24 protein-coding genes and 1 tRNA gene are annotated in these 23,724 nt (G+C 72.4%); 9 read left to right on the plus strand and 16 right to left on the minus strand.

Annotation, left to right across the window (positions count from 1 at the left end; genetic code table 11):
- Window positions 1-351 precede the first annotated feature (351 nt).
- Window positions 352-1,134, plus strand: a complete 783-nt coding sequence (locus ACFYML_RS17190; RefSeq protein WP_387421540.1) for a hypothetical protein — start codon at window positions 352-354, stop codon at window positions 1,132-1,134.
- Window positions 1,135-1,163: 29 nt separating this feature from the next.
- Here ACFYML_RS17190 and ACFYML_RS17195 read toward each other — a convergent pair whose 3' ends face one another.
- Window positions 1,164-2,975, minus strand: coding sequence for a hypothetical protein (locus ACFYML_RS17195; RefSeq protein WP_387421541.1), 1,812 nt, complete (start codon window positions 2,973-2,975; stop codon window positions 1,164-1,166).
- A gap of 210 nt (window positions 2,976-3,185) precedes the next feature.
- Between ACFYML_RS17195 and ACFYML_RS17200 the strand changes: the two genes are divergently transcribed.
- Window positions 3,186-3,896, plus strand: coding sequence for a class I SAM-dependent methyltransferase (locus ACFYML_RS17200; protein ID WP_387421542.1), 711 nt, complete (start codon window positions 3,186-3,188; stop codon window positions 3,894-3,896).
- Window positions 3,897-3,960: 64 nt separating this feature from the next.
- Here ACFYML_RS17200 and ACFYML_RS17205 read toward each other — a convergent pair whose 3' ends face one another.
- Window positions 3,961-4,494: a YbhB/YbcL family Raf kinase inhibitor-like protein gene (locus ACFYML_RS17205; protein WP_387421543.1), complete on the minus strand. Its 534-nt coding sequence runs from the start codon at window positions 4,492-4,494 to the stop codon at window positions 3,961-3,963.
- A 93-nt stretch (window positions 4,495-4,587) separates the two neighbouring features.
- A tRNA-Ser gene (locus tag ACFYML_RS17210) sits at window positions 4,588-4,676 on the minus strand.
- Between the two features lie 97 nt (window positions 4,677-4,773).
- On the opposite strand from ACFYML_RS17210, the gene ACFYML_RS17215 reads away from it, so the two are divergent.
- Together ACFYML_RS17215 and ACFYML_RS17220 are read left to right on the plus strand one after the other, a co-directional pair.
- Window positions 4,774-5,313, plus strand: coding sequence for an AAA family ATPase (locus ACFYML_RS17215; protein WP_387421544.1), 540 nt, complete (start codon window positions 4,774-4,776; stop codon window positions 5,311-5,313).
- 9 nt (window positions 5,314-5,322) lie between these two features.
- Window positions 5,323-6,297, plus strand: a complete 975-nt coding sequence (locus ACFYML_RS17220) for an NAD(P)H-quinone oxidoreductase (RefSeq protein WP_387421545.1) — start codon at window positions 5,323-5,325, stop codon at window positions 6,295-6,297.
- Window positions 6,298-6,301: 4 nt separating this feature from the next.
- Here the strand turns inward: ACFYML_RS17220 and soxR are convergent, their stop codons facing one another.
- Window positions 6,302-6,763: a redox-sensitive transcriptional activator SoxR gene (gene soxR, locus ACFYML_RS17225; protein WP_357434320.1), complete on the minus strand. Its 462-nt coding sequence runs from the start codon at window positions 6,761-6,763 to the stop codon at window positions 6,302-6,304.
- Window positions 6,764-6,809: 46 nt separating this feature from the next.
- On the opposite strand from soxR, the gene ACFYML_RS17230 reads away from it, so the two are divergent.
- Together ACFYML_RS17230 and ACFYML_RS17235 are read left to right on the plus strand one after the other, a co-directional pair.
- Window positions 6,810-7,502 (plus strand): transketolase, encoded by a 693-nt coding sequence (locus ACFYML_RS17230; RefSeq protein ID WP_387421546.1) that lies wholly within the window; start codon window positions 6,810-6,812, stop codon window positions 7,500-7,502.
- Between the two features lie 2 nt (window positions 7,503-7,504).
- On the plus strand, window positions 7,505-8,383 hold the full coding sequence (locus tag ACFYML_RS17235) for a transketolase family protein (RefSeq protein WP_387421547.1): 879 nt from the start codon (window positions 7,505-7,507) through the stop codon (window positions 8,381-8,383).
- 71 nt (window positions 8,384-8,454) lie between these two features.
- Here the strand turns inward: ACFYML_RS17235 and ACFYML_RS17240 are convergent, their stop codons facing one another.
- A complete protein-coding gene (locus ACFYML_RS17240) occupies window positions 8,455-9,153 on the minus strand; it encodes a glycosyltransferase family 2 protein (RefSeq protein ID WP_357434323.1) in 699 nt (232 codons plus the stop codon).
- A 263-nt stretch (window positions 9,154-9,416) separates the two neighbouring features.
- Between ACFYML_RS17240 and ACFYML_RS17245 the strand changes: the two genes are divergently transcribed.
- The gene (locus ACFYML_RS17245; RefSeq protein WP_387421548.1) at window positions 9,417-11,015 is read left to right on the plus strand and encodes a ricin-type beta-trefoil lectin domain protein; all 1,599 of its coding nucleotides are present in this window, start codon (window positions 9,417-9,419) and stop codon (window positions 11,013-11,015) included.
- 57 nt (window positions 11,016-11,072) lie between these two features.
- Here the strand turns inward: ACFYML_RS17245 and ACFYML_RS17250 are convergent, their stop codons facing one another.
- From ACFYML_RS17250 to ACFYML_RS17275, 6 genes are all read right to left on the minus strand, one after another.
- Complete coding sequence (locus tag ACFYML_RS17250) at window positions 11,073-11,660, minus strand: hypothetical protein (protein ID WP_387421549.1); 588 nt, start codon at window positions 11,658-11,660, stop codon at window positions 11,073-11,075.
- A 58-nt stretch (window positions 11,661-11,718) separates the two neighbouring features.
- A complete protein-coding gene (locus ACFYML_RS17255) occupies window positions 11,719-13,170 on the minus strand; it encodes a sensor histidine kinase (protein ID WP_387421550.1) in 1,452 nt (483 codons plus the stop codon).
- Window positions 13,163-13,855 carry a response regulator transcription factor gene (locus ACFYML_RS17260; protein ID WP_387421551.1) on the minus strand — a complete coding sequence of 231 codons (693 nt, stop codon included), beginning with the start codon at window positions 13,853-13,855 and terminating at the stop codon, window positions 13,163-13,165. The genes ACFYML_RS17255 and ACFYML_RS17260 overlap by 8 nt, the downstream gene beginning before the upstream one ends.
- A gap of 68 nt (window positions 13,856-13,923) precedes the next feature.
- Window positions 13,924-14,436 carry a hypothetical protein gene (locus ACFYML_RS17265; protein WP_073837067.1) on the minus strand — a complete coding sequence of 171 codons (513 nt, stop codon included), beginning with the start codon at window positions 14,434-14,436 and terminating at the stop codon, window positions 13,924-13,926.
- Window positions 14,437-14,560: 124 nt separating this feature from the next.
- Window positions 14,561-16,165 carry a glycoside hydrolase domain-containing protein gene (locus ACFYML_RS17270; protein ID WP_387421552.1) on the minus strand — a complete coding sequence of 535 codons (1,605 nt, stop codon included), beginning with the start codon at window positions 16,163-16,165 and terminating at the stop codon, window positions 14,561-14,563.
- Between the two features lie 192 nt (window positions 16,166-16,357).
- Entirely contained in the window at window positions 16,358-17,530 is a 1,173-nt protein-coding gene (locus tag ACFYML_RS17275; RefSeq protein ID WP_073837066.1) for an acetyl-CoA C-acyltransferase, read from the minus strand.
- Window positions 17,531-17,644: 114 nt separating this feature from the next.
- Between ACFYML_RS17275 and ACFYML_RS17280 the strand changes: the two genes are divergently transcribed.
- On the plus strand, window positions 17,645-18,082 hold the full coding sequence (locus ACFYML_RS17280; protein ID WP_387421553.1) for a PH domain-containing protein: 438 nt from the start codon (window positions 17,645-17,647) through the stop codon (window positions 18,080-18,082).
- A 34-nt stretch (window positions 18,083-18,116) separates the two neighbouring features.
- Here the strand turns inward: ACFYML_RS17280 and ACFYML_RS17285 are convergent, their stop codons facing one another.
- Window positions 18,117-19,040: a rhomboid family intramembrane serine protease gene (locus ACFYML_RS17285; protein WP_387421554.1), complete on the minus strand. Its 924-nt coding sequence runs from the start codon at window positions 19,038-19,040 to the stop codon at window positions 18,117-18,119.
- A gap of 25 nt (window positions 19,041-19,065) precedes the next feature.
- Entirely contained in the window at window positions 19,066-19,596 is a 531-nt protein-coding gene (locus ACFYML_RS17290; protein WP_073837063.1) for a peptidylprolyl isomerase, read from the minus strand.
- Between the two features lie 84 nt (window positions 19,597-19,680).
- Here ACFYML_RS17290 and ACFYML_RS17295 point away from each other — a divergent pair, with 84 nt between their 5' ends.
- Window positions 19,681-20,469 carry a hypothetical protein gene (locus ACFYML_RS17295; RefSeq protein WP_387421555.1) on the plus strand — a complete coding sequence of 263 codons (789 nt, stop codon included), beginning with the start codon at window positions 19,681-19,683 and terminating at the stop codon, window positions 20,467-20,469.
- Between the two features lie 60 nt (window positions 20,470-20,529).
- Here the strand turns inward: ACFYML_RS17295 and corA are convergent, their stop codons facing one another.
- The 3 genes from corA to ACFYML_RS17310 all read right to left on the minus strand — a co-directional run bounded on the left by corA (window position 20,530) and on the right by ACFYML_RS17310 (window position 23,668).
- Window positions 20,530-21,678, minus strand: coding sequence for a magnesium/cobalt transporter CorA (corA, locus tag ACFYML_RS17300; RefSeq protein WP_387421556.1), 1,149 nt, complete (start codon window positions 21,676-21,678; stop codon window positions 20,530-20,532).
- 354 nt (window positions 21,679-22,032) lie between these two features.
- Window positions 22,033-23,127, minus strand: a complete 1,095-nt coding sequence (locus ACFYML_RS17305) for a PLP-dependent aminotransferase family protein (protein ID WP_073837060.1) — start codon at window positions 23,125-23,127, stop codon at window positions 22,033-22,035.
- A 148-nt stretch (window positions 23,128-23,275) separates the two neighbouring features.
- Complete coding sequence (locus ACFYML_RS17310) at window positions 23,276-23,668, minus strand: cyclic nucleotide-binding/CBS domain-containing protein (RefSeq protein ID WP_387421557.1); 393 nt, start codon at window positions 23,666-23,668, stop codon at window positions 23,276-23,278.
- Window positions 23,669-23,724 lie beyond the last annotated feature (56 nt).

Genomic DNA, 23,724 nt, shown 5'->3' on the forward strand with positions numbered 1-23,724 from the left:
CACGTTGGGTGGCCAAACGTGTACGGAAACTGCCTCGTATTCGACACTCACCTTGACAATCCAGCGGCTCCCGTCGATGCTTGCGCGGTCCGCCGGCCGGCCCGGTGGCGTTTCCCCTCGACCCTGGCGGGTACAACGCGGCACGACGATTGCGCGGGCCCCGGCGTGGCGTCAGACACGACGAGCCGGAGGGGTCGGAGCAGGCCGGCGGAGTGACCAGGACCTCTCCCGCCACCCCTCGACGCGACTTTCCCCCGACCGATAGCTGTGGTTAGGCTAGCCTTAGTTCTGGCCGACGAGACGCGCCGGCCGGTGCGCGAGCAGACAGGGGCGGATCAGGTGACAGCGGTGATGCCGGGGCGCGACGCCGCCACGCCGCTCGCCCCGGTCACCGCGGCCCTGCGCGCCATGTTCGGCACCGACGACCTGCCCGGGCTCGCGCCCGGCCTGCTGGTCACCGACGACGCGGCTCGCTGGGCCCCGGCCAGCCGGCTGGTCGACGGCACCCTGCTGCCGGAATTCCTGCACGCCGCGGCCCGGCGCTGGGGCGGCACCCCGCACGCCTGCGCCGCGGTGGCCTGGAAGTCGTACACCTACTGGACCGCGCTGCCGGTGGTGCTCGGCTGGGCCTCGGCGCGGCGGGTGCCGCTGCTGGACCCGGCCGACGTGCTGATCCACTTCGAGGACCACCACCAGCTGCTCACCCTGGGCCTGCGCAGCTCGACCACGATCGCCGTGCTGCCGAGCGATCCGCTGGCGCTGGCCGGCGCCCCGCACGTACGGGTGGTCGCCGACGAGGCCGCGCTGCTCGACGCGCTGCGCGCCTCGCTGCTCGACGCCCATTTCGCCCCGCTTATCGCGGCCATCCAGACCGAGGTCCGGATCGGCACCCGTACGCTGCTCGGCTCGGTCGCCTCCGGCATCGCGCACGGCGTGCTGCGCGCCTCGGATGCGCTGCCCGGCTCCTCGACCGAGAGCATCGGGACGCTGCTGGACGCGCTCGGCCTGGGCGACCTGGTCGAGCTGGTGCCCGGCCCGGGCGGGCAGCCGACCGTGCAGCGGCGTACCTGCTGCCTGGCCTTCACCCTGCCCCGGCCGAAGATCTGCCAGGGCTGCTGCGTCCGCCCCTCCTAACCCGCACACCGGCCGCCGCCGAGGCGGTGTCAGTCGACCAGCGGGCGGACGTCCCAGAGCCACACCCCGCCGGTGGACACCGGCTGGATCCCGGTCAGCGCGATCATCCCCTCGCGCAACGCGCCGGCCTGCCGCAGCCGGGGGTCGAGGATCACCGCCCCCGCCCGCCAGTAGCGCAGGTCCTCCAGCGCGGCCATCCGGTCCGCCGGGCTGATCGGCGGCACTCCGTCCGTCCGCCGGATCGTGCTGAAGAAGCTGCTGGTGGGGCGGGGCGGAGCGCTGAACAGGGCCACCCGGTGGCCGTCGGGGCGGGTGTCCGGGTAGAGGAAGTATCCGCGGGCCAGCGGCATGCCCAGCCGGGTCTCGGCGGACCAGCGCAGCGGGTCGGCGTAGTCGGTGTCGGGCAGCGGCAGCGTGACGACGCTGTGCCCGCCGGCCACGTAGGGCCGCCAGGCGCCGGTTTTGACGAAGTCGGGTGTCGGGTTGAGGCGTACCGAGGGGAGCGGGGTGGGCAGGATCGGCAGCAGCGCCATGGTCAGCACGGTGGCCGTGGCGAACCGAATCTGCGGGCGCGCCGCCGGGTGTCGCCGAGCCACCCGCCGGACGTGGTCCGCGCCGAGCGCGAGCAGGATCCCGACGATCGGGGTGAGCGCCAGCGACCAGCGGGTGGGCACCACCGAGTGCAGCACCGGCAGCTTCTCCAGCACGGCCCACGGCCCGGGGATGCCGGTGTCCCGCCCGTCGAACCGGACCTCCCGGCCGAGAGAGAAGGCCGCGAAGATCACTCCGACGGCGGCCAGGCCGAGCACCACGACGTTGCGCCGCAGCCACCACACCAGCGCGACCACCAGGACGGCGAGCGGCCAGCCGAAGAACGCGTTCTCCTCGGTGGCGTTCTTCACCAGCCGGGCGCTGGTCCGGGCGTCCCCGGCGACCGACTCCCGGGACCAGGCGACGAACGAGGCGAGGTCGGTGCGGTAGCCGCGGATCAGCCGGGACAGCCCCTCGTAGGCCCCGGGCCCGAAGAACTGCACGTACAGCGGGTACGCCAGCAGCACCACGGCGACGGCGGCGGCCACCCCGAGCCCGGCCCAGAAGGTCCGGGCCGACCGGCGCAGGTGTGGCCGGCCGAGGGCGAGCGCGACCACCACCACCCCGAGCCCGATCGCCGTCATCAGCAGGATCTCCAGGTTGAGGAAGGCCTGCCAGACGATCACCAGGCCCAGCAGCACGCCGTTGCGCAGCCAGCGGCCCGGGTCGGTCAGCCGCAGTGTCCGCCAGATGATCAGCGGCACCACGAACTGGCTGACGATGTTGGGGTGGGCGTTGGCGTGCGAGACCATCGCCGGCGCGAAGGCGCAGAAGCCGGCCCCGAGCCAGGCCGGCCCCCGGGCCCCGATCAGCACCCGGGACAGGACGAAATACCAGGCCACACCGGTGGCGAGCAGGCCGACGGTGAGAAAGACCAGAAATGACGTACGCGGCCCGAACAGCAAGGTGATCGGCGTCATTGGCAATGAAACCGATAATACCGACGTATTTGCCATCAAATTGACGCCGTCCGGCACATTCATCCGGCCCGAGGTGAACGGGTAGGCAAAATCCGTCACCACCCGGGCACCGTGCGCCATCATCCACTCGAACTGCGCCTGATCGGTGCGGTTGTCCCGCACCCCGTGCGCCGGGTTCAGCCAGAACCGGGCGGTCACCCAGAACGCGAGCAGCACGAAACTGAGCACGGCGGCGGCGTCGATCCACTTGCCCCACGCCGGCCGTCCGCCCTCGTCGGGCCCGCCCTCGCCAGCGCCACCAGGGGCGGCGTCCGATTCAGGAGTAGTCATGACAATTCAGAGCGTAGTCAGGGAATCGCGGTGGCCGTGCATGTTTCTGGGTACTGGCGTACTATGTGCCGAGTTCGCCGACCGCCGATCACGTGCCCACCCCCGACCACAATTCGGCCACTCCCGGTACCCCGATTCCCGCACCATCCATCGGGATGGTTGACTCTGTCGGTCCAGGCGCGGGTCAGTCATATCGTGAGGAATCGACGCATGGCAGATATCACTGGGGATCAACGCGTTCAGTCGGAGGTGCTCGAAGGCCTGGCGACCGCGGTCAACCACCGGAGATGGTTCGTCGAGCTGGCGGTGCCCCACCTCGGTGACAACCCCATCGAGATCGGCAGCGGGCTGGGCGACTACGCCCTGGAGTGGTCCGCGCACCTGCCCCGACTCACCGCCACCGAGGCCGACCCGGACCGGCTGGTCCGGCTCAAGGAGCGGCTGGCCGAGCACCCCAGCATCGAGGTACGACAGATGCTGCTGCCGCACTCCGAGCGGGGCGACTACAGCGCGGCCGTGTCGTACAACGTACTGGAGCACATCGAGGACCACGTGGGCGCGCTGCGCAGCATGCGCGACCTGGTCCGGCCCGGCGGCGCGGTGATCATCATCGTGCCGGCCTTCCAGTTCGCGATGAGCCCGGCGGACATCGCCACCGGTCACGTCCGGCGCTACACGAAGCAGACGCTCGCGGCGGCGATGACCGAGGCCGGGCTCACCGTTGAGAAGATCCACTACGCCAACGCGCTCGGCCTCATCGGCTACTTCATGGCCACCAAGGTCTTCCGGCTGATGCCGAAGGAGGGCCCGATGGTGAAGATCTACGACAGCCTGGTCCTCCCCGCCACCAAGGCGGCGGAGCAGCGGCTGCGCCCGCCCTTCGGCCAGTCCGTCTTCGCGGTCGCCCGGGTACCGGGCTGACGCTGCTACGGAGCACGGGCCCCGCGTCGGCGGGGGCCCGTGCTCCGTCACGGCTCGTGACCAGTCACTCCGCGATCTGGTACGTCGGGCGGATGACCGCCCGGGCCAAGGTGTGGAACGCCAGGTTGAAGCCGACGTAGGCCGGGCTGGCGGTGGGGCCGACGTCGAGCTGATCCACGTCCACCGCGTGCACGGCGAAGACGTAGCGATGCGGGCGGTCGCCGGCCGGCGGGGCGGCGCCGCCGTAGCCGGTGTCGCCGTAGTCGCTGCGGACGCTGAAGGCGGCGCCGAGTTCGCTCTCCTTGACGCCGGTGGGCAGCTCGGTGACCGAGGCGGGCAGGTTCACCAGCACCCAGTGCCAGAAGCCGCTGCCGGTCGGGGCGTCCGGGTCGAAGCAGGTCACCACGAAACTCCTGGTCTCGTCCGGGAAGCCCGACCAGGCCAGGTGCGGGGAGACGTTCTCGCCGCCGACGCTGCCGTGCGCGTACCGCACGTCCATCGGCTCGCCGTTACGCACGTCGTCACTGGTCAGCGTGAACGACGGCAGCGTCGGCAGCAGCTCGTACGGGTCCGGGGCGATCGGTCGTTCCAGGGTCATCGAGAGGATCCTTCCGGGTGCGCGAGTTCCTGCGCCCCTTCATACCCCGCGAGCGCTCGCTGTGCGCGAGGACGCGACGGGGGACCCGGGTTGCGGAGGGTGTGGGATTCGAACCCACGAAGGACATCGCTGCCCTTACCGGTTTTCAAGACCAGCGCCATCGGCCACTAGGCGAACCCTCCCGGACACGTCCCCCACGGGGCGCGCGACCGTGCCTAGTCTGCCACGGACCGCAACACGGGCGAGCCGCCGTCCCACCCTCGCTGGCAGGATGGCCCCGTGTGGGAAACCCCGGCGGTGGTGCTGATCACCGGAATCATGGCGGCGGGCAAGTCGACTGTGGCCGAACTGCTGGCCCGGCGGCTGCCCCGCTCGGTGCACCTGCGCGGTGACGTGTTCCGGCGGATGGTGGTGAACGGGCGCGCGGAGATGGCCGCGCAGCTCTCGGACGAGGCGTGGCGGCAGCTCCGGCTCCGCTACGACCTGGCCGCCACGGCGGCGGACCGGTACGCCGCCGACGGCTTCACCGTCGTGCTCCAGGACATCATCATCGGCGCCGAACTGTCGGCCATGGTCGAACGGATCCGGCACCGGCCGCTCGCGGTGGTGGTGCTCGCGCCACAGGCCGAGGTGGTCGCCATCCGCGAGCGGGACCGGCCCAAGCAGGGGTACGGGGACTGGCCGGTCGCCGACTTCGACGCCGGGTTCCGCGCCGAGACGCCCCGGATCGGGCTCTGGCTGGACACCTCGACGCAGACCCCGGCGGAGACGGTGGACGAGACACTGACTCGGGCGTGGACGGACGGTCGGATCGGGTAAGACTGGGCCATGCACGCGATCACGATCCCGAAACCCGGCGGACCCGAGGCCCTCGTCTGGTCGGAGGTGCCCGACCCGGAGCCCGGCCCCGACGAGGTGGTCGTCGAGGTGTCGGCGAGCGCGGTGAACCGCGCCGACCTGCTGCAACGGCAGGGGCAGTACCCGCCGCCGCCGGGCGCGCCGGCGTACCCGGGGTTGGAGTGCTCCGGGATGGTCGCCGCGCTCGGCCCGGGCGTGACCGGCTGGGCGGTCGGCGACGAGGTCTGCGCGCTGCTGGCCGGCGGCGGGTACGCCGAACGGGTGGCCGTGCCGGCCGGGCAGCTGCTGCCGGTCCCGCGCGGCGTCGATCTGGTCGACGCGGCCGCGCTGCCCGAGGTGGCCTGCACGGTCTGGTCGAACGTGGTCCAGCTCGCCCGGCTGGCCGAGGGCGAGACGCTCCTGGTGCACGGCGGGGGCAGCGGGATCGGCACCTTCGCCATTCAGCTCGGCATGGCGCTCGGCGCCACGGTGGTGGTGACCGCCCGGTCGGGGAAGCACGACCGGCTGCGCGAGCTGGGCGCCGCGCACGCGATCGACTACCGGGAGCAGGACTTCGTCGAGGAGGTCCGCCGGGTCACCGACGGGCGGGGCGCGGACGTGATCCTGGACATCATGGGTGCCGCGTACCTGCCGCGGAACGTGGCGGCGCTGGCCACCGGTGGTCGGCTCGTGGTGATCGGCATGCAGGGCGGCCGCAAGGGCGAGCTGGACCTGGGCATGCTGCTGGCGAAACGCGGTTCGGTCCACGCGACGGCGCTGCGTTCCCGCCCGCTGGACGAGAAGGCGGGGATCGTCCGGGGGGTACGCGAGCAGGTGTGGCCGCTGGTCGAGTCCGGGGCGGTCCGGCCGGTGGTGCACGCCCGGGCGAAGCTGGCCGACGCCGCGGACGCGCACCGCCTGCTGGAGACGAGCGACCACCTGGGCAAGGTGCTGCTGGTCCGGTGACCGGTCAGGCCGGCGCCGGGTCCGAGTCGGGGCGGGGCAGCATGAGCCGCGCGCCCGGGCCCTCGGCGGCCAGCGAGTCAGCCGGGTTGTAGAGGGTGCAGCGCTGCAGCGACAGGCAGCCACAGCCGATGCAGCCGTCCAGGTCGTCGCGGAGCTTGCCGAGCAGCCGGATCTTCTCGTCCAGCCGGTCCCGCCAGCTGCGGGAGAGGGCGGCCCAGTCGTCCGGGGTGGGCGTACGCGACGACGGCAGGGAGTCGAGCGCCTCCCGGATCTCTTCCAGCGAGACACCCACCTGCTGCGAGATCCGGATGAACGCCACCCGGCGCAGCTCGGTGCGGGCGTACCGGCGCTGGTTGCCGCCGGTGCGCTGGGACCGGATCAGCCCGAGCCGCTCGTAGTAGCGCAGCGCGGAGGGGGCCACCCCGCTGCGGGCGGCGAGCTGTCCGATGGTGAGTGCTTCGTGCATCACAGGGCCTTGAGTTGAAGTGCGCTTCAACTCCGAGGCTAGCGGCATGACGACGACAACCGCCACCGACCCCGCCGTGCTGCGGGCGCTGCTCGACCGGGTCCGCGCCGGGCGCGAGTTCGGCGCGAACGTGTACTCGACGCTGGACGTGCTCCAGGTGCTCTACGACCGGGTGCTCCGGATCACCCCGGAGACCGTCGACGACCCCGACCGGGACCGCTTCCTGCTGTCCAAGGGGCACGCCGTCGCCGGCTACTACGCGCTGCTCGCCGCGAAGGGCTTCATCCCGATCGAGTGGCTGGACGACCAGGGCGGGCCGGACAGCCGCCTCGGCGACCATCCGGACCGGCTGCTGGTGCCCGGCGTGGAGATCGGGTCCGGGTCGCTCGGGCACGGGCTCGGCCTGGGTGTGGGCACCGCGCTCGGGCTGCGGGCCCAGGGCCGGTTCGACCCCCGGGTGTACGTGCTGCTCGGCGACGCCGAACTGGACGAGGGTGCCAACCACGAGGCGATCGCGTACGCCGGGGCGACGGGGCTGGCCAACCTGACCGCGATCGTGCTGGACAACCGGTCGGCGAGTCACGGCTGGCCGGGCGGCGCGGCGAGCCGGTTCACCGTCAACGGGTGGAGCGCCGCGACGGTGGCCGGCCGGGACCACGAGGCCCTGCACACCGCCCTCACCGGGCACGACAACCACCGGCCGCACGTCGTCGTCGCGGTCGTCACCGACGGGGAGTGATCATGCGCGACACCTTCGTGGCCACGGCCACCGCCTTCCTGGACGACCCCCGGACCACCATCGTGCTGGCCGACATCTCCGCCGCGGCGTTCGCCCCGGCCGCCGAACGCCACCCGAACCGGGTCATCAACGTCGGCATCCGGGAGCAGCTCATGGTGGGCGTGGCGGGTGGCCTCGCGCTGACCGGTCAGCGCCCGATCGTGCACAGCTACGCGCCGTTCCTGGTCGAGCGGGCGTACGAGCAGATCAAGCTGGACCTCGACCACCAGGGGGTCGGGGCGGTGCTGGTCAGCGTCGGCGCGTCGTACGACCGGGCGGCGGCGGGCCGCACCCACCTGAGTCCGGCGGATGTCGCGCTGATCGACACCCTGCACGACTGGACGGTCCACGTGCCCGGCCACCGGGACGAGGTGCCGGGGCTGCTGCGCGGCGTGGTGTGCGGGTCGGATTCGGCGTACGTGCGGCTGTCCACCCAGAGCAACGCGCGGGCGTACCCGGAGGCTGGTGACCTGCGGGTGGTCCGCGACGCGGGGCCGGGCGCGCCGCTGCTGGTGGCGGTCGGGCCGCTGCTCGACCAGGCCCTCGCGGCGGTCGCCGACCGGCCGGTCACCGTGGCGTACACCCATCGGCCGCGGCCCTTCGACACGGCGGGGCTGCGGGCCCTCGCCGGCACCGAGGTGATCCTGGTCGAGCCGTACCTGGCGGGCACCTCGGCCCGGGTGGTCGGCGCGGCGCTGGCCGACCGGCCGCACCGGTTGCTCGCTCTCGGGGTGGGCCGGTCGGAGCTGCGCCGCTACGGCACGCCCGAGGATCACGACCGCTGGCACGGCCTGGACGCGGCCGGCCTACGCCGGTCGGTCGAGGAGTTCCTCGCCGTCTGAAACGGGGGTCGCGGTGTCGCGGGATCAATCAGCCCGGGACACCGCCCGATCCGCGACCTGGCGATGAGAGTTCAGGAGTCGACCGGGCGGCGCCGGGCACGCTCACGGGCCAGGATCCAGATCGCCTCGACGCCGTCCTTCCAGGTGATCTTCTTGCCCTCCTCGCGGCCCCGCGCACGGTAGCTGATCGGCACCTCGTACGGGCGGATGCGCTGGCGGAGCAGCTTGCCGGTGACCTCGGCCTCCATGCCGAAGCCGCGGGAGCGGATCCGCAGCGAGCGGTAGAGCTCCAGCGGCATCAGCTTGAAGCAGGTCTCCAGGTCGCCGATGTAGGAGTTGAAGAGCACGTTGGCCGCCATCGTGACGCCCTTGTTGCCCATCACGTACCAGAAGCTGTAGGCGCTGTGGCTGCCGAAGGTCCGATTGCCGTAGACGACCGTCGCCCGGCCGTCGAGCACCGGCTCGAGCAGCCGCGGGATGTCCTGCGGGTCGTACTCGAGGTCGGCGTCGAGGATGACCAGGTAGTCGCCCTCGGCGTTGTCGACGGCGGTCTTGATCGCCGCGCCCTTGCCGGCGTTGCGCTGGTGGGTGATGACCCGCAGCCGGGCGTCGTCCACCCGGCCGAGCACCTCGGCAGTGCCGTCACGGCTGCCGTCGTCGACGACGACGAGTTCGATCTCGCACGGATAGTCCACTGCAAGCGCTTGCTTGAGGGCATCCGCGATGCGTTCTTCCTCGTTGTAGACCGGCATGAGGATCGACAGCTTCACGGGTTCTCCACGGTGGCGACGGCAGATCGGGCCTAGCGTAACCTGGCTGGTCCCCGTGGTCACCAAAGCATGGCAGCGAATTCGACGAGGTTGAACGTCAGGCCGGTCCGCTGCCGCCCGCACGGCCGACCCGATATGTCGGAAGGGTCCGCTTCCGCACCCGCCCGCAACGTTTCCGAGACGCGTTCACACCCCTTCTCCATTCGGGTTACCTTCCGGTAACTCAATCGACATCGAGCGATTGACCCGAAAGGAGTGCGTCGATGCTTGGTACCCCCGCCAGGCGCGGGCGGACGACCCGACGGCGGGCCCTGGCCGTCGTGTCCGCCGCCGCTCTCGCCCTGCCGCTCCTGGTCGGACCGGCCGCCCCCGCGGCCGCCGCCGATCGGCCCGCCGTCCAGCCGCTCCCCGCCGCCCTCGAGACCGTCCGGGCCGCCGAGGCCACCGCCCTCTACGGATCCGCCGAACTCCGGCCGCTGGAGCAGCGGCGAACCGCCCTGGTCACCATGGGCGACAGCGAGATCTCCGGGGAGGGGGTGGGCAACTACGTCCCCGGCACCCATCAGCCCGGCAACTGGTGCGACCGTTCGTACGACCAGGCCGTCTTCCGTACCGGCATCCCGGCCGACGAGCGCTACAACCTGGCCTGCTCGGGCGCCACCCCGTGGCACCTGATGGCCGGCGGCCCGACCCAGCACAACGAGCTGAACCAGGGCGACTACCTGGCGATCAAGGCGCGCAACACGCACGTCAAGCTGATCTGGGTGGTCGTCGGCGCGAACGGCGAAGGCACCATCCAGTTCGGGCCGGTCGCCACCGACTGCGCGATCCGCCGGGTCTTCTTCCAGGGGGCGTGCTGGCCGACGTACACCGACCAGTGGACGATCCGCACCGACGGCAGTCGGGTCGCGGTCGAGGCCGCGATCAACTCGATCCGGCAGACCATGACCTCCGCCGGCTACCTACGCTCCGACTACGAGCTGGTGCTGATGTCGTACCCGAGCCCGGTCAGCCCGGACGTCGAGGACAACCCCAACTTCCCCGGCTGGTACGCCGGCGGCTGCCTGCTCTACCTGGCCGACATGGCGTTCGCCCGGAACAAGGCGGTGCCGCTGTTCGAGTCGGCGCTGCGCGCGGCCGCCGCGAACACCGGGACCCGCTACCTGGACGCCAGCCGGCTCTTCCACGGCCACGAGGTGTGCACCGACAACACCTCGGTCCGCGGGCTCTACATCGAGGTCGGGATCTGGGACGAGAACGCGGCCCGGCAGTCGTTCCACCCCAACTACCGGGGCCACGGCATGTTCGCCCAGTGCATCACCCAGTTCTGGACCGCAGGCCAGCAGCAGGCCACCTGCGTCGACCCGGCCAGCACGGGGCAGGGCGTGCTGGTCAACGGGCTGCTGGCGTTCCGGCAGTTGCGCAACGTCGCCACCGGCACCTGCGTGGACGGCAAGGGATACGACTCGCGCAACGGCACCGTGCAGCAGTCGTACGCCTGCCACGGCGGGCGGAACCAGGGGTTCTGGTACGACCCGGCGCGGCAGTCGCTGCACTCCGAGCTCTCCCACGACCGCTGCCTGGACGTGACCGGTGGCTCGCTGACCGCCGGCACCACGGTCAACAGCTACGACTGCCACGGCGGGCCCAACCAGAAGTTCGTCTTCACCGGCAACCAGCTCAAGCCGGCGGGCGCGAGCAACCTCTGCGTCGGCTTCGACAACCCACTGCTGGGGACCCCGCGGCTACGGCTGGCCGCCTGCTCCACCAGCACCCGTCAGCAGTGGTCCTTCGAGTCCCGGTCGTACGCCAACCCGGTCGGCTACGGCCACGACGACTTCATCGGATCCCGCGTCTACTGACCCGAGCGGTCAACCGGGGCCCCGCTACCACCGGGCGGCAAGCGGGGCCCCCTCCGTTCACCGCTGCCTGACCGGCACCACGATCAGCCGGGCGCTGCCACCGTCTCCGTCCTTGGCACCCGCGACCCCGACGGTGGTGCCGACCTTGATGTCGCTGGACCGCACGGTGGTGCGCCGCTCGACGACCCGCAGCTTGTCGCCGAAGGTCCAGGTCATCGTGAAGCCGTCGGTGGACTTCACGGTCATCGACCGCTCGTCGATGGCGGTCACCTGGCCGCGCTGGACGGCGATCGTCTTCGTACCGCCGTCCTTGGTCTGCACCACGACCTCGCCGTGCAGCGTGTTCTTCCGGAGCAGCACCCGGGCCCGGTGCCGCTTCCGCCACTCCTCCGCCCGCTCACCCCGCTTGTCCTGCGGACCGGCCTGCTCACCGGCCGGGGCGGCGACCGGGTCGACGTCCAGCTCGGCGGCGTCGAAGCCCAGCGCGGCGAGCGCCTGACCGTCCGCCCCCATGGCGGCGGCCACCTCGACCGCGGTCTCCTTCGCGGGGTCCGCGGCGAGCGGGGCCGGGCCGCAGCCGGTGAGGCCGAGCGCGGCGGCCGCGAGCAGCGCGGTGACGCCGGTGACGATTCCCTGACGTGCCATCGGTTGTCCTCTCTGGTCCGTGGTGCTGTCATCGTCGCCCGGGCGCACGAGCGGATCGTCAGGCCGATGTTCGGGTCAGGTAAGGATCACCGGGCAGCCGGACGGCGAAGGCCGCGCCGCCCTCCGGGGCGTGCCCGGCGGTGATGTCGCCGCCCAGGCGGCGGACCAGCCCGGCGGCGAGCGCCAGGCCCAGGCCGCTGCCCACCTTGCGCACACCCCGGTACCGCTGGTGCAGCGCGCCGCGCTCGAACGCCACGGCCAGGTCGTCGTCGGTGAAGCCGGGTCCGCCGTCGCGGACCTCGACGACGCCGCCCGCAGCCGGGTCCGCGCCGGCCGGCCGGACCGCGAGCACGATCGGCGCCCCCGGCGGTACGACCCGCAGCGCGTTCTCCAGCAAACCGTCTACGACCTGCCGGATCCGCCCCGGATCGGTGTACGTGGGCACCGGCCCACTGGGCGTCTCCACCCGGAACGGCACCCCGACCGCCGCGCACCGGTCGGACCAGGTCCGTTCCGCGTCGGCGGCCAGCCGGGTCAGGTCGACCGGGCCCGGTTCCAGCGGGAAGTCGGCGGCCTCCAGCCGGGCCAGCGCCAGCAGGTCGGCGACCAGCCGGTCCAGGTGTTCGGCCTCGGCGAGCATGGTCCGCCCGGTGGCCGGCACCGCATCCGCCTCGATCACCCCGTCGGCCAGCGCCTCGGCATAGCCCCGGATCGCGGTGAGCGGGGTGCGCAGTTCGTGCGAGACGGAGAGCAGGAACTCCCGCTGCCGCCCCTCGCTGGTGGCCAGCGCGGCGGCCAGCCCGTTCAGCGCGTACGCCAGGTCGGCCACCTCGTCCGGCGGCTCCACCGGTACGCGGACCGCCCGGTCCCCGCCGCGCAGCCGGGCGGCGGCACGGGCGGCGGTCCGGATGGGCCGGGCCAGCCGGCGGGCGAGCAGCAGGCCGGCGACCACCCCGGCGGCGAGCCCGGCGAGCAGCGGCAGCCAGAGGCCGCGCAGCACCTGCCGCCAGGGTCCGCTGGTGGTGGCCCGGGTCAGCACCAGCCCGTCGCCGCCGGCCAGCGCCCGCCCCTCGACCAGCGCCCGTTCGCCGTTGACCAGCCGCCGGCCGGAGACGTCCCGCCCGGACGCCACCCGGCTCACCACCTGCTGGGGCAGGCCGGGGCGATCCACCTGGCCGGCCCGGATGAGGTACACGTCGATGTCCTGCTGGCGGAGTTGGCGGATCAGCCGCTCCCCGGCGGCGTCCCGCTGCCGCGCCGCGCTGACCCGGAGCACACCGGCCGCGAGCTGGGCCTGGGCGGCCAGCGCCTCCTGGTCGCGCCGCTCGGCGCCGCGTACCGCCAGCGGGACCGCGACCAGCGCGGTGACCAGCACCGACACCAGCGCCACCGCGCAGGTGACCAGGACCGCGCGGGCGGTCAGGGTGTGCGCGAGGCGCCGCCGGGGCGGGGCCGGGCGGGGCCCGAGCACCGGCAGCGCGACGGTGGGCTGGTGGGTGTGCTCAGGCATCGGCCGCGTACCCGACGCCGCGGTGGGTGCGGATCACGCTGGCCGGGCCGAGTTTGGCGCGTACCTGCGCGACGTGCACGTCCACCGTCCGGGTGCCGGCGTGCGCGGCGTACCCCCAGACGCCGGCCAGCAGTTCCTCCCGAGTGAAGACCCGGCCGGGCCGGGCCATCAGGTGCGCGAGCAGGTCGAACTCGGTGGAGGTGAGCTGGACCGGGGCGCCGGCCGCGGTGACCGTCCGGCGGGCCGGGTCCAGCGTGACCGCGCCGACCACCCGGGGCTGCTCGGCCCCGGCGGCCGCCCCGGCGGCCCGGCGCAGCACCGCCCGCACCCGGGCGACCAGCTCGCGCGGGCTGAACGGCTTGGTCACGTAGTCGTCGGCGCCCAGTTCCAGGCCGACGATCCGGTCGACCTCGTCGTCCCGGGCGGTGAGGAAGATGACCGGCGTCCAGTCGCCGGCCTCGCGCAGCCGCCGGCAGATCTCGGTGCCGGCCAGGCCGGGCAGCGCGATGTCGAGCACGCAGGCCACCGGGCGCAACCGCCGCGCGGCGGCCAGCCCGGCCGTGCCGTCCCGTTCCAGGTGTACGCCGAACCCGTCCCGGGCCAGGTAGAGCCGGACCAGATCGGCGATGGCCGGCTCGTCCTCGACCACGAGGACGAGCCCGCGCGGCGCGGTTTCGGCGGTCACCGGCCAATGATTACCGACCGGCGCCCGACCGGGCTGTCAGGGACTGTTCGGGTTCGGTAAGGAGCCGGTCAGCGCACCGGCGCCGGGCGGAACACGGCCGGCCGGGTGCCGACCGGCGGCTCGCCGATGGTGGCGACCAGCCGCTCCGCCGACGTCCGGAGCCGGGTCCGGAAGGCGTGGTTGAGCAGGGCGTCGACCTGCCACACCTGCTTCGGGTGGTGGGTACGGATGAGGAACCGCTCGCGGACCCCGTCGATCGCGGTGGCGGCCAGCTCGACGCTGTGCGACCGGGGGTCCGGGCTCCAGGTCACGTTGCTCAGCTCGCGCAGTTCGGTGTTGAGGTGCAGGCGCAGCCGGTGCAGCACCCGGGTCTGCTGGGTCACCACCAGGCGGCGGTGGGTGAGGAGCATCAGGTATTCGCCGCCGATCGGGTGGTCCGGGCGGCTGCATCGGGTCACCAGGATGGTGGCGTCGCCGGAGCCCACGCACCGGCGGAACACCGGCATGTGCCGGCTGACGGTCTGGGTCGCCAGGCCGGTCTCGGCGGCGGCCGGAAGGAACGTTCGCGAGAACACGTCCATGCAAGATGCAACGAGCATGTGAGCAGGGGTGATATGGGTCACCCCCGATTTCTGGAACTTCCACCTATGCAAATCGCACTGCGTGTCCGACGGTCGGGCCGGCCGGACCGGCCCGACCGCGACGTCACAGCAGAGGGTCCTGCAGGCGCGAAGCCGGCTTGCTGAGCATGATCGGGGCGGACCACCCGGAACCGAGCCAGCGGTAGCGGTAGAGGAGGTGGGTGGTCGAGTCGATCGCCACCAGGTCCGCCCGGCCGTCCCGGTCGAAGTCGCCAACCTGGGTGAGATCCCGCCGACCGGCCCAGCCGCTACCCACCTTGGTCGCCGCGCCGAGCTTCCCTGCGGTCGTCACTGGGTAACGGTAGAGGTCGCCGGTCTTCTTCTGCCGGGCGATCAGGTCGACGTACCCGTCGCCGTCCAGATCCGAGCCCCCGGTCAGCTCGTCCAGGCTGGTCCAGCCGCTGCTGGCCAGAAGCACCCGGCTACCGAAGGTGTTACCCCGGCCCGGATAGAGGTAGAGCGCCCCGGTGGTGGTCACCGCGACCAGGTCCGGGTAGCCGTCACGGTTGTAATCGCCGATGGGGGTGATTTCCCGGAGGTCGGCCCAGCCGGTGCCGACCCTGACCCGTGACGAGAAGGTGCCCGTGCCCGTGCCGGGGTAGAGCCAGAGGTCTCCGGTTACGGCGTCACGCGCGATGACGTCCTCGCCACCAGCCCGGTCGAAGTTGCCGGCCCGGACGATCTCGTCCAGCCCCGACCAACCGCGACCGAGCGAGATCCTGGGGGCGAGCGTGGTCCCGTTACCCGGTTGCAGGTAGAGCTCCCCGGTCAGACGGTCCCGGTACATGAGGTCGGACCACCCGTTGCCGTTGAAGTCACCGACCGGTGTGGCAGGCAGCGGCGCCACGTCGAGGTAGTCGCCGTCGATGTTGATGGTGACCCCGCCCCAGGTCTCGTCGTGCGGGCCGACGTGCTGCTTCATGCGACGCTTCGGGGACCAGTAGCTCGCCGGGATGCGCGGGTCGGAGACCGTGGCGACGTTGTCCCAGCGGGCGAAGTCCAGGTAGTCGGGACGCACATGCTGGGGGGCGTCGTACGCGGCGACCTGGTCGGCGACCCCGCGGGCCAGGCTGCTGTAGAAACCGGAGAAGTAGCCGTGATCATGCAGGCGGGCGGTCCAGGCGCTGATGAAGGTGTTGACCGCCGTCGTACAGGCGGCGTCGCCGCCGTCGTAGTCCTCCATGTCGTAGATGAGCACGCTCTCCCGGGGCAGGCCCAGGCTCCGCGCCTGCAGCACGGCGTCGTCTGCCTGGGATCGGCCCTGCGCCTGCGCCTGGTCCGGGTCCATGCGCTGATCGGCGCTGTCCAGGCACGGAGCCTGGAGGCCGACGTACACCGGAACAAGGTGCCAGCCGGCGGCCGTCTGGGCGGCCACCCAGTCGGCGGTGAGAGCGGGCTGCCGGCAACCGCGGTTGATGCCGCCGAAGTAGATGATGACGGCCCGGTACGGCGACGACTGGCGCCAGGCCTGCATCTGGGCGCTGGTCGGGGCGGTGCAGGCGTCGAAGCCGAGCCCCGTGTAGGTGCCGGGTTGAGGTGAAATGGCCGCGTGGGCCGGACTACTGGTGACCGTCAGCCCCAGGCCGGCGCCGAGGGTGGCGGTGGCCACGGCGGCCAGCGCCCGGCGGGCGGCGCCACGCAGCACAGGCCGCGAGAAGGTGGGTTTCACGACTACCTGATCTTTCCCCGTGGTTGGAAGGCCGGCGGGCGGACGATATGCGTCACTCGCTCTCCGCCGGCCTGCTGATTCTCGCCACGTCCCGGCCGTTTGTCCAGATCGGAGCCAGACCGATTCAGGTCATCCTGGCGGACGACCGCAGGTCGGCGACCGGCGGCCCGGCGACGGAGGCGATTCAGTCGATCAGAGCAGCTCGACGATGGTGGCGTTGGCCATGCCGCCGCCCTCGCACATGGTCTGCAGGCCGTAGCGGATCCCGTTGTCCCGCATGTGCTGGAGCATGGTGATCATGATCCGGGCACCGGACGCGCCGAGCGGGTGGCCGAGGGCGATCGCCCCGCCACGCGGGTTGAGCCGCTCCGGGTCCGCCTCGGTCTCCGCGAGCCAGGCCAGCGGCACCGGGGCGAACGCCTCGTTCACCTCGTACACGCCGATCTCCTCGATGCCCAGCCCCGCGCGGCGCAGCGCCTTGGCGGTGGCCGGGATGGGGGCGGTGAGCATGGTGACCGGATCGTCGGCGGCGACCACGGCGGTGTGTACGCGGGCCAGCGGGCGCAGCCCGTGCCGGCTGGCCCACTCGCTGGTGGTGACCGCGAGCGCCGCGGCCCCGTCGGAGATCTGCGACGCGGAGCCGGCGGTGACCACGCCGTCGGCCTTGAACGGGGTGGCCAGCTCGCCGAGCTTGGCCAGCGAGGTGTCCCGGCGGATGCCCTCGTCGGCGGTGAACTTGCCGCCGTCCGCGAGCGCCACCGGGGCCAGCTCCGGGTCGAACGCCCCGGCGTCCTGCGCGGCGGCCGCCTTCTCGTGGCTGGCCAGCGCGAACTCGTCGAGCTGGCTGCGCGAGAAGCGCCACCGCTCCGCCATCAGCTCGGCCCCGACGCCCTGGTTGAACGGCAGCGGACTGTCCGCGGCGACGCCCTCGACGCCGCGGTAGCGCTCCAGGATCGCCGCGCTGAACGGCATCCCGCCGGCCACGCTGGAGCCCATCGGCACCCGGGTCATCGACTCGACGCCACCGGCGACCACCAGGTCGGCCTGCCCGGAGAGGACGGTGGCGGCGGCGAAGTGCAGCGCCTGCTGGCTCGACCCGCACTGCCGGTCGAGAGTGGTGCCGGGCACCGACTCGGGCCAACCGGCGGCGAGGACGGCGTTGCGCGCCACGTTCCACGACTGCTCGCCGACCTGGGACACGCAGCCCCAGACCACGTCGTCGACCTGGCCCGGGTCGATGCCGGTCCGCTCGGCGAGGGCGCGCAGCACATGCGCCGAGAGGTCGACCGGGTGCACGCCGGCGAGGCTGCCCTTGCGCCGCCCGACCGGGGTCCGTACCGCACCGACGATGACCGCGTCACTCATATTTACTCCCCGGTAACTTGGGCTGACCCGATCCTACGTCCTCACCCGGCCGGGCGTCCTCCCCCCGCTACCCGTCCGTCGCGCCGGGGACGGGTCGGCTGGCATGCTGGGACCGTGCATCCCCAGTCGACTCCGGCCCGGCAGTGGCGGGTGCCGGCGGTCCTGCCGGTGGCCAAGCTGGTCGCGGCGCTCGTCCTGGTCGCGCTCGGCCTGCTCTTCGCCGCCGGCGACCGGGTCCAGCTCGTGCTCGCCGGGCTGGCCGCCGCCGTGCTGGCCGGTTGGGGGGTACGCGACCTGGTCGCGCCGGTCCGGCTGGCCGTGGACGCGGAGGGCGTCACGGTGATCCAGGGCTTCGCCGGCCGCCGGCGGCTGCCCTGGCCGGCCGTGGAGGCGATCCGGGTGGAACGGCGTACCCGGCGGGGGCTGACCGCCGAGACGCTGGAGATCGACGCGGGCGAGTCGTTGCACCTGTTCGGCCGGTACGACCTGGACGCGCCGCCGGAAGAGGTGGCCGAGGTGCTGCGCGCCGCCCGCGCCGACGGGACCGGCTGACCCGGCCGGCGGCAGGGCCGGCCGGGACGCCCGTTCAGCCGGTGAGCATCGAGGTGCGGACGAGGACCAACCCGAGGAGCGCGACCAGCACGATCGCCCCGCCCGCCGCCTGGAACCCGGTCCGCCGCATCCGCGGCGCGTACGCCAGGACCAGCGCCATCACCGCGCCGGTGACCAGGCCGCCCAGGTGACCGGCGATGGAGATGTTCGGCACGGTGAAGGTGAAGATCAGGTTGATCACCAGGATCGGCACAATGGCCGAGGTGTCCCGACCCAGCCGGCGCATGATCACGAAGATCGCGGCGAAGAGGCCGAAGATGGCCGTCGACGCCCCGGCCGAGGGTCGGTTCGGCGCGGTGAACAGGTAGACCGCGACGTTGCCGCCGAGCCCGGCGATCAGATAGAGCGCCAGGAAGCGCAGCGGGCCGAGTACCGCTTCGAGGGTCCGGCCGAGCACCCAGAGCCCCCACATGTTGAGCAGCAGGTGCGGCAGGCCGTAGTGCAGGAACATCGCGGTGACCAGGCGGTACCACTGCCCATCGGCGACCCCGCCGAGCGTGTGGTCGGGGAGGAAGGCCAGGCCGAGCACGGACCCCCAGTTGGTCAGCGGCGTGGAGCCGCTGAGCAGGCTGCCGAGGCCGGCACTGCCGGCCGAAGCGATGGACAGGATCATGACCAGCACGTTCAGCGCGATCAGGATCTTCGTGACGTAGCCCTGGCGGCCGGCGGCACCGCCACCGAAGGCGGTACGCGCCGGCCGCACGCTACGGCGTCCCTCGCTGACGCACTCGGGGCACTGGTGCCCGACGGAGGCGTCCCGCATGCACTCCGGGCAGATCGGCCGGTCACACCGGGTGCACCGGACGTACGTCTCCCGATCGGGGTGCCGGTAGCAGACCGGAGTGGTCGGCACCGGTCCTCCGGTGGCGTCACCTGTCTGCCCGGAGCGCTCAGTCATGCGAGCAAAGGTACCCGGGCCGTGGTCAGGACGGCTTGCGCTCGATCTCGACGCGCTCGATGACCACGTCCTGCAGCGGCCGGTCGCTCGGGCCGGTCGGGGTGTTCGCGATCGAGTCCACGACCTTCGCCGACTGCTCGTCGGCGACCTGCCCGAAGATGGTGTGCCGGTTGTTCAGGTGCGGCGTCTGGGAGACCGTGATGAAGAACTGCGAGCCGTTGGTGCCCGGCCCGGCGTTCGCCATCGCCAGCAGGTAGGGGCGGTCGAAGCGCAGCTCCGGGTGGAACTCGTCGGCGAACTTGTAGCCCGGGCCGCCGCGACCGGTGCCGGTCGGGTCGCCCATCTGGACCATGAACCCGCTGATCACGCGGTGCGAGACGGTGCCGTCGTAGTACGGCCCGCTGCCCGGCTGGCCGGTCCGCGGGTCGATGTATTCCTTCGTGCCCTCGGCCAGCTCGACGAAGTTGCGGACGGTCTTCGGCGCGTGGTTGGGGAAGAGCTCCAGCCGGATCGGGCCAGCGTTGGTGTGCAAGGTGGCGTAGACAGCCTCGGCCACGGGTACTCCTCACTCGTTGGTCAGTTCCATGCGGATCCTCCCATGTGCCCGATCTGGCCATGCGGAGGCATCCGAAGGTGGAGGATGACGGAGGAACAACTCCCAGGAGGTGGGACCGTGTTTGGAATCGGGCGGCGTAAGACCCAGGGGCAGCTCGCGAAGGCCGAGCTGAGCCAGGGCATCGGTCACCTGAGGCAGGCCGCGGCGCATGCCGCGAAGGGTGTCGGCCCGCGGGTCCAGGCAGCCCGGGCTGCCGCCGCGCCCACCGCGATCATGGTCCGGGACCGGGCGTCGGACGGGCTCGCTTCGACGGCGGCCACGCTCGCGCCGCTGGTCCTGGCCGTGCGCAACGCGCAGGCCGAGGCCGCGGGCAAGAAGGCGGTGGTTGGCCGGAAGGCCGCCGCCCGGCAGGCCGCGGCGACCCGGAAGGCCAAGGCGAAGAACCTCAAGGCCGCCAGAAAGCGGAAGCGGTCGCGGGGCATGCTGACCGGCCTGTTCGCCGCCGGCGCGGTGGCCGGCCTGGCCGGCGCGATGGCCATGCGCCGCCGCCGCGAGCAGCAGGAGTGGGCCGAGTACGACCCGACCGGCACGCTGGAGCCGATGCGCGAGGACGTCGACACCATCGTGGTGGAGACCCCCGACCCGACCGCGAAGGTGACCCAGGCCGGCCGGACCGGCGCCGGCAGCTCGGCGATGGGCGGCAACGGCAGCGCGGCCACCGCCAAGTCCAGCAGCCAGCCGGTGATCCAGCCGACCGACAAGGTCCCCTCGGTCGCCGAGGGCGCCCGGGACACCTCCGGCCGGCCGGCCACCGACGTCAGCAAGGCAGTGAACGCGGGGAAGAACTCCGCCAAGTCCAGCGGTGGCCGCTGACCCGGTCGACCACGGAAGCGCCGGCCGCGCGGGCCGGCGCTTCCGGTTGCCCGGGACCGGCTACAGCCAGCCGTTGCGGCGGAACCAGCGGTAGAGGGCGAGCGAGATGGTGAGCATGACCGCCAGCACGACCGGGTAGCCGTACGTCCACTTCAACTCGGGCATGACATCGAAGTTCATGCCGTAGATGCCAGCGATCGCGGTCCACACCGCGGCGATGGCGGCCCAGGCGGCGATCTTGCGCATGTCGTTGTTCTGGTCGACGGTGACCTGGGCCAGCCGGGCCTGGAGGATCGAGTTCAGCAGGTCGTCGTACGAGCTGACCTGCTCCACGGTGCGGCTGAGGTGGTCCTGCACGTCCCGGAAGTAGCGCCGGATCTCCTCCGGCACCTCCCGGTTGACCTGGGAGGTGAGGGTGAGCAGCGGACGCTGCAACGGTGCCACCGCCCGCTTGAACTCCACCAGCTCCCGCTTCATCTGGTAGATCCGCTGGATCCGCCCGCTGCCCTGCCGGTCGAAGACGTCCGCCTCCAACACGTCGAGGTCGTCCTCCAGCCGGTCGGCGACCTCCAGATAGAGGTCCACCACCCGGTCGGTGACCGCGTACGCGACCGCCCACGGGCCGTGCCGCAGCAGGTCCCGCTTCTCCTCCAGGTCGGCCCGGACCGGCGCGAGCCGGCAGGCGTCGCCGTGCCGGACACTGATCAGGAAGTTCGGCCCGATGAAGAGCATCACCTGGCCGGTCTCCACCACCTCGGAGTTCTCCGTCAGCTCCGCGTGCTCGCAGTAGCGGGCGGTGCGCAGCACCAGGAACGTCACCTCGCCGAAGCGCTCCAGCTTGGGCCGCTGCTCGGCCTTGACCGCGTCCTCCACGGCGAGCTCGTGCAGGCCGTAGGTGGCGGCGATCGCGCTCATCTCGTCCAGTTCCGGCTCGTGCAGGCCGAGCCAGACGAAGGCGTTGCGCTCCTTGCGGGCCGCCGCCAGGGCGTCGGCGTAACCCCACTCGCCCGACTGGCGCTTGCCCTCCACGTAGAGGCCGCAGTCGACGATCCCGCTGCGGCCGGTGTCGGCCGGCTCGGGCGTGCGGGGGGAGCCGTCGGCGTTGAGGATGCGGGACATGGCACGTACCGGTGCCGCCCAGGCCCGTGGTCTGATCATCCGCCCGCCGTTCTGCCCGGCGGTGCGCTCGCGTGCCACCCGGTCCGTCATCTCGCCCCCTTCCGACGGTGCTGCGGCTTGCAGGTTACGCCGATCGGGGCGAATCGCAGCCCGAGCGGCCGGCAGCGGCGGCCGCGCTGCGACCGCCGTCACGCCGCGAAGGTGGCGCCGGGCGGGCCGGCCGCGTCAGGGGGGTGAGGGGCGACACGGCCCACCCGGCACCCTTGGGGGCGGGAGTTGTGCTGCGCGCGCCGGCGGTCCGGACGAGGGCCGCGTGCGGCTCCCCGGGCAACGGACCCGTCAACGACAGGCGAACGGCGCTCGCAGCATTGTGAGCCGCCGGCCGGCCCAGCGGGAGTGCTGAACCGGCCGGCATCGTCTTTTTGTCAGAAACCCGACAGAAATTCAGCCCCGGACCGCCGCCACTGCCTCGGCCAGCCGCCGGACACCCTCGTCGATCCGGTCCGCGGTCACTGCGGAGAACGCCAGCCGGAGCGCGTGTCGACCGCCGTCGATCATGAAGTCGCTGCCCTTGACCACGGCCACCCCGCGCTCGGCGGCGGCCGGGGCGACCCGGTCGACCTCGACGTCCTCCGGCAGCTCCACCCAGAGGAAGTAGCCACCGTCCGGCTCGACGAACCGGGCCTCGGGCAGATGCCGGCGCAGCGACTCCGCGAGCACCTGGGCCCGCTCGCCGAGGGCGGTCCGCACGGTCTGGATCGACCGCTCGATGTCACCGGAGACGCAGAACTGGTGCACGATCGCCTCGGAGACCATGCCGGGCGAGATGTAGAGGTTGGTCGCCCGCTTCGCGATCCCGGCGATCAACTCCGGCGGGCCGACCAGGTAGCCGACCCGGACCCCCGGGCAGACCGTCTTGGTGAAGCTGGAGGCGTGCACCACCACGCCCCGGGTGTCCATCGACAGCATCGACGGCAGCGGCTCGCCGCGGAACCGGATGTCCGCGTACGGGTCGTCCTCGAAGATCGTGAAGCCGTACTCGGCGGCCAGGTCCAGCAGCTCGCGGCGCTTCTCCAGGGACAGGGTCACGCCCGCCGGGTTCTGGTAGTTCGGGATGACGTGGGCCAGCCGGGGGCGCACCCCGGACTCCAGCAGCTTGCGCAGCTCGGCGGTGTCCAGACCGTCGGGCTGGATCGACACGCCGTGGATCTCGCCGCCCATCTGCTGGAGGTTGAGCAGCGTCCGGTCGTACGTGGGGCGCTCGACCACCACCGCGTCGCCGCGGCGGACCAGGTGGTCGAAGAGGAAGGCGTCGGCCTGGAGGGAGCCGTTGGTGATCAGCACCTGATCGGCCTCGACGCCGTGCTTGTCCGCGATCCACTTTCGCAGGGGCGGGTAACCGACGGAGGTGCCGTACGCCGTGATCCCGGCGGGATCGGCGTCGAACGCGCGGACGGCGGCGGCCTTGAGCCCCTCGACATCGACGATGTCCAGCGAGGGAGCGCCACGGGCGAAAGAGATCAGCTGCTCGGCGGTCATGCGCACGAGCCTAGGGCCTGGTCCGGCCGCTCCGACCGGCATACACGCGAAGTTCAACATGCGGGCGGTCGATCCGTCCGACCACCTGAGAACCGTACGACGACCGGCCGGCCGTTTCGGCCGGGCCATCGTCATTTCCGCCGTCGGCTCAGACCTTCGCGGCGGCGTGCTCCCGCGCCCAGACCCGCATCAGGTCGCGTACCGAGATCACGCCGGCCACCTCCCGGCCGTCGAGCACGACCAGGTGCCGGAAGCCGCCGCGGGCCATGGCGACCGCCGCCTCCTCCACCGTCCAGTCCGGGCCGGCGTAGACGACGTCCCAGGTCAGGTGGGCTCCGGTGCGTTCGACATCCGGGTCGAGCCCGGCGCCGATCGCCTTGAGTACGTCGCGTTCGGTCATGATCCCGACCCCTTCGGAGTCCGGGTCGAGCACGACCGCCGACCCGACCCGGCGGGCCGACATCATCTGGGCCGCCTCGCGGAGCGTGTGCTCCGGGCCGACCACGAGAACCTCACTGGACATCGCTTCCCGAACCTGCATCACGCATCACCCCTGTGGGACGGTGGCCTCGGTACGGACATGGTGGGCCATCGATG

Origin of the sequence: Micromonospora sp. NPDC007230 (genome assembly GCF_042869115.1) — a bacterium.
In the GTDB taxonomy this organism is placed as follows: domain Bacteria; phylum Actinomycetota; class Actinomycetes; order Mycobacteriales; family Micromonosporaceae; genus Micromonospora.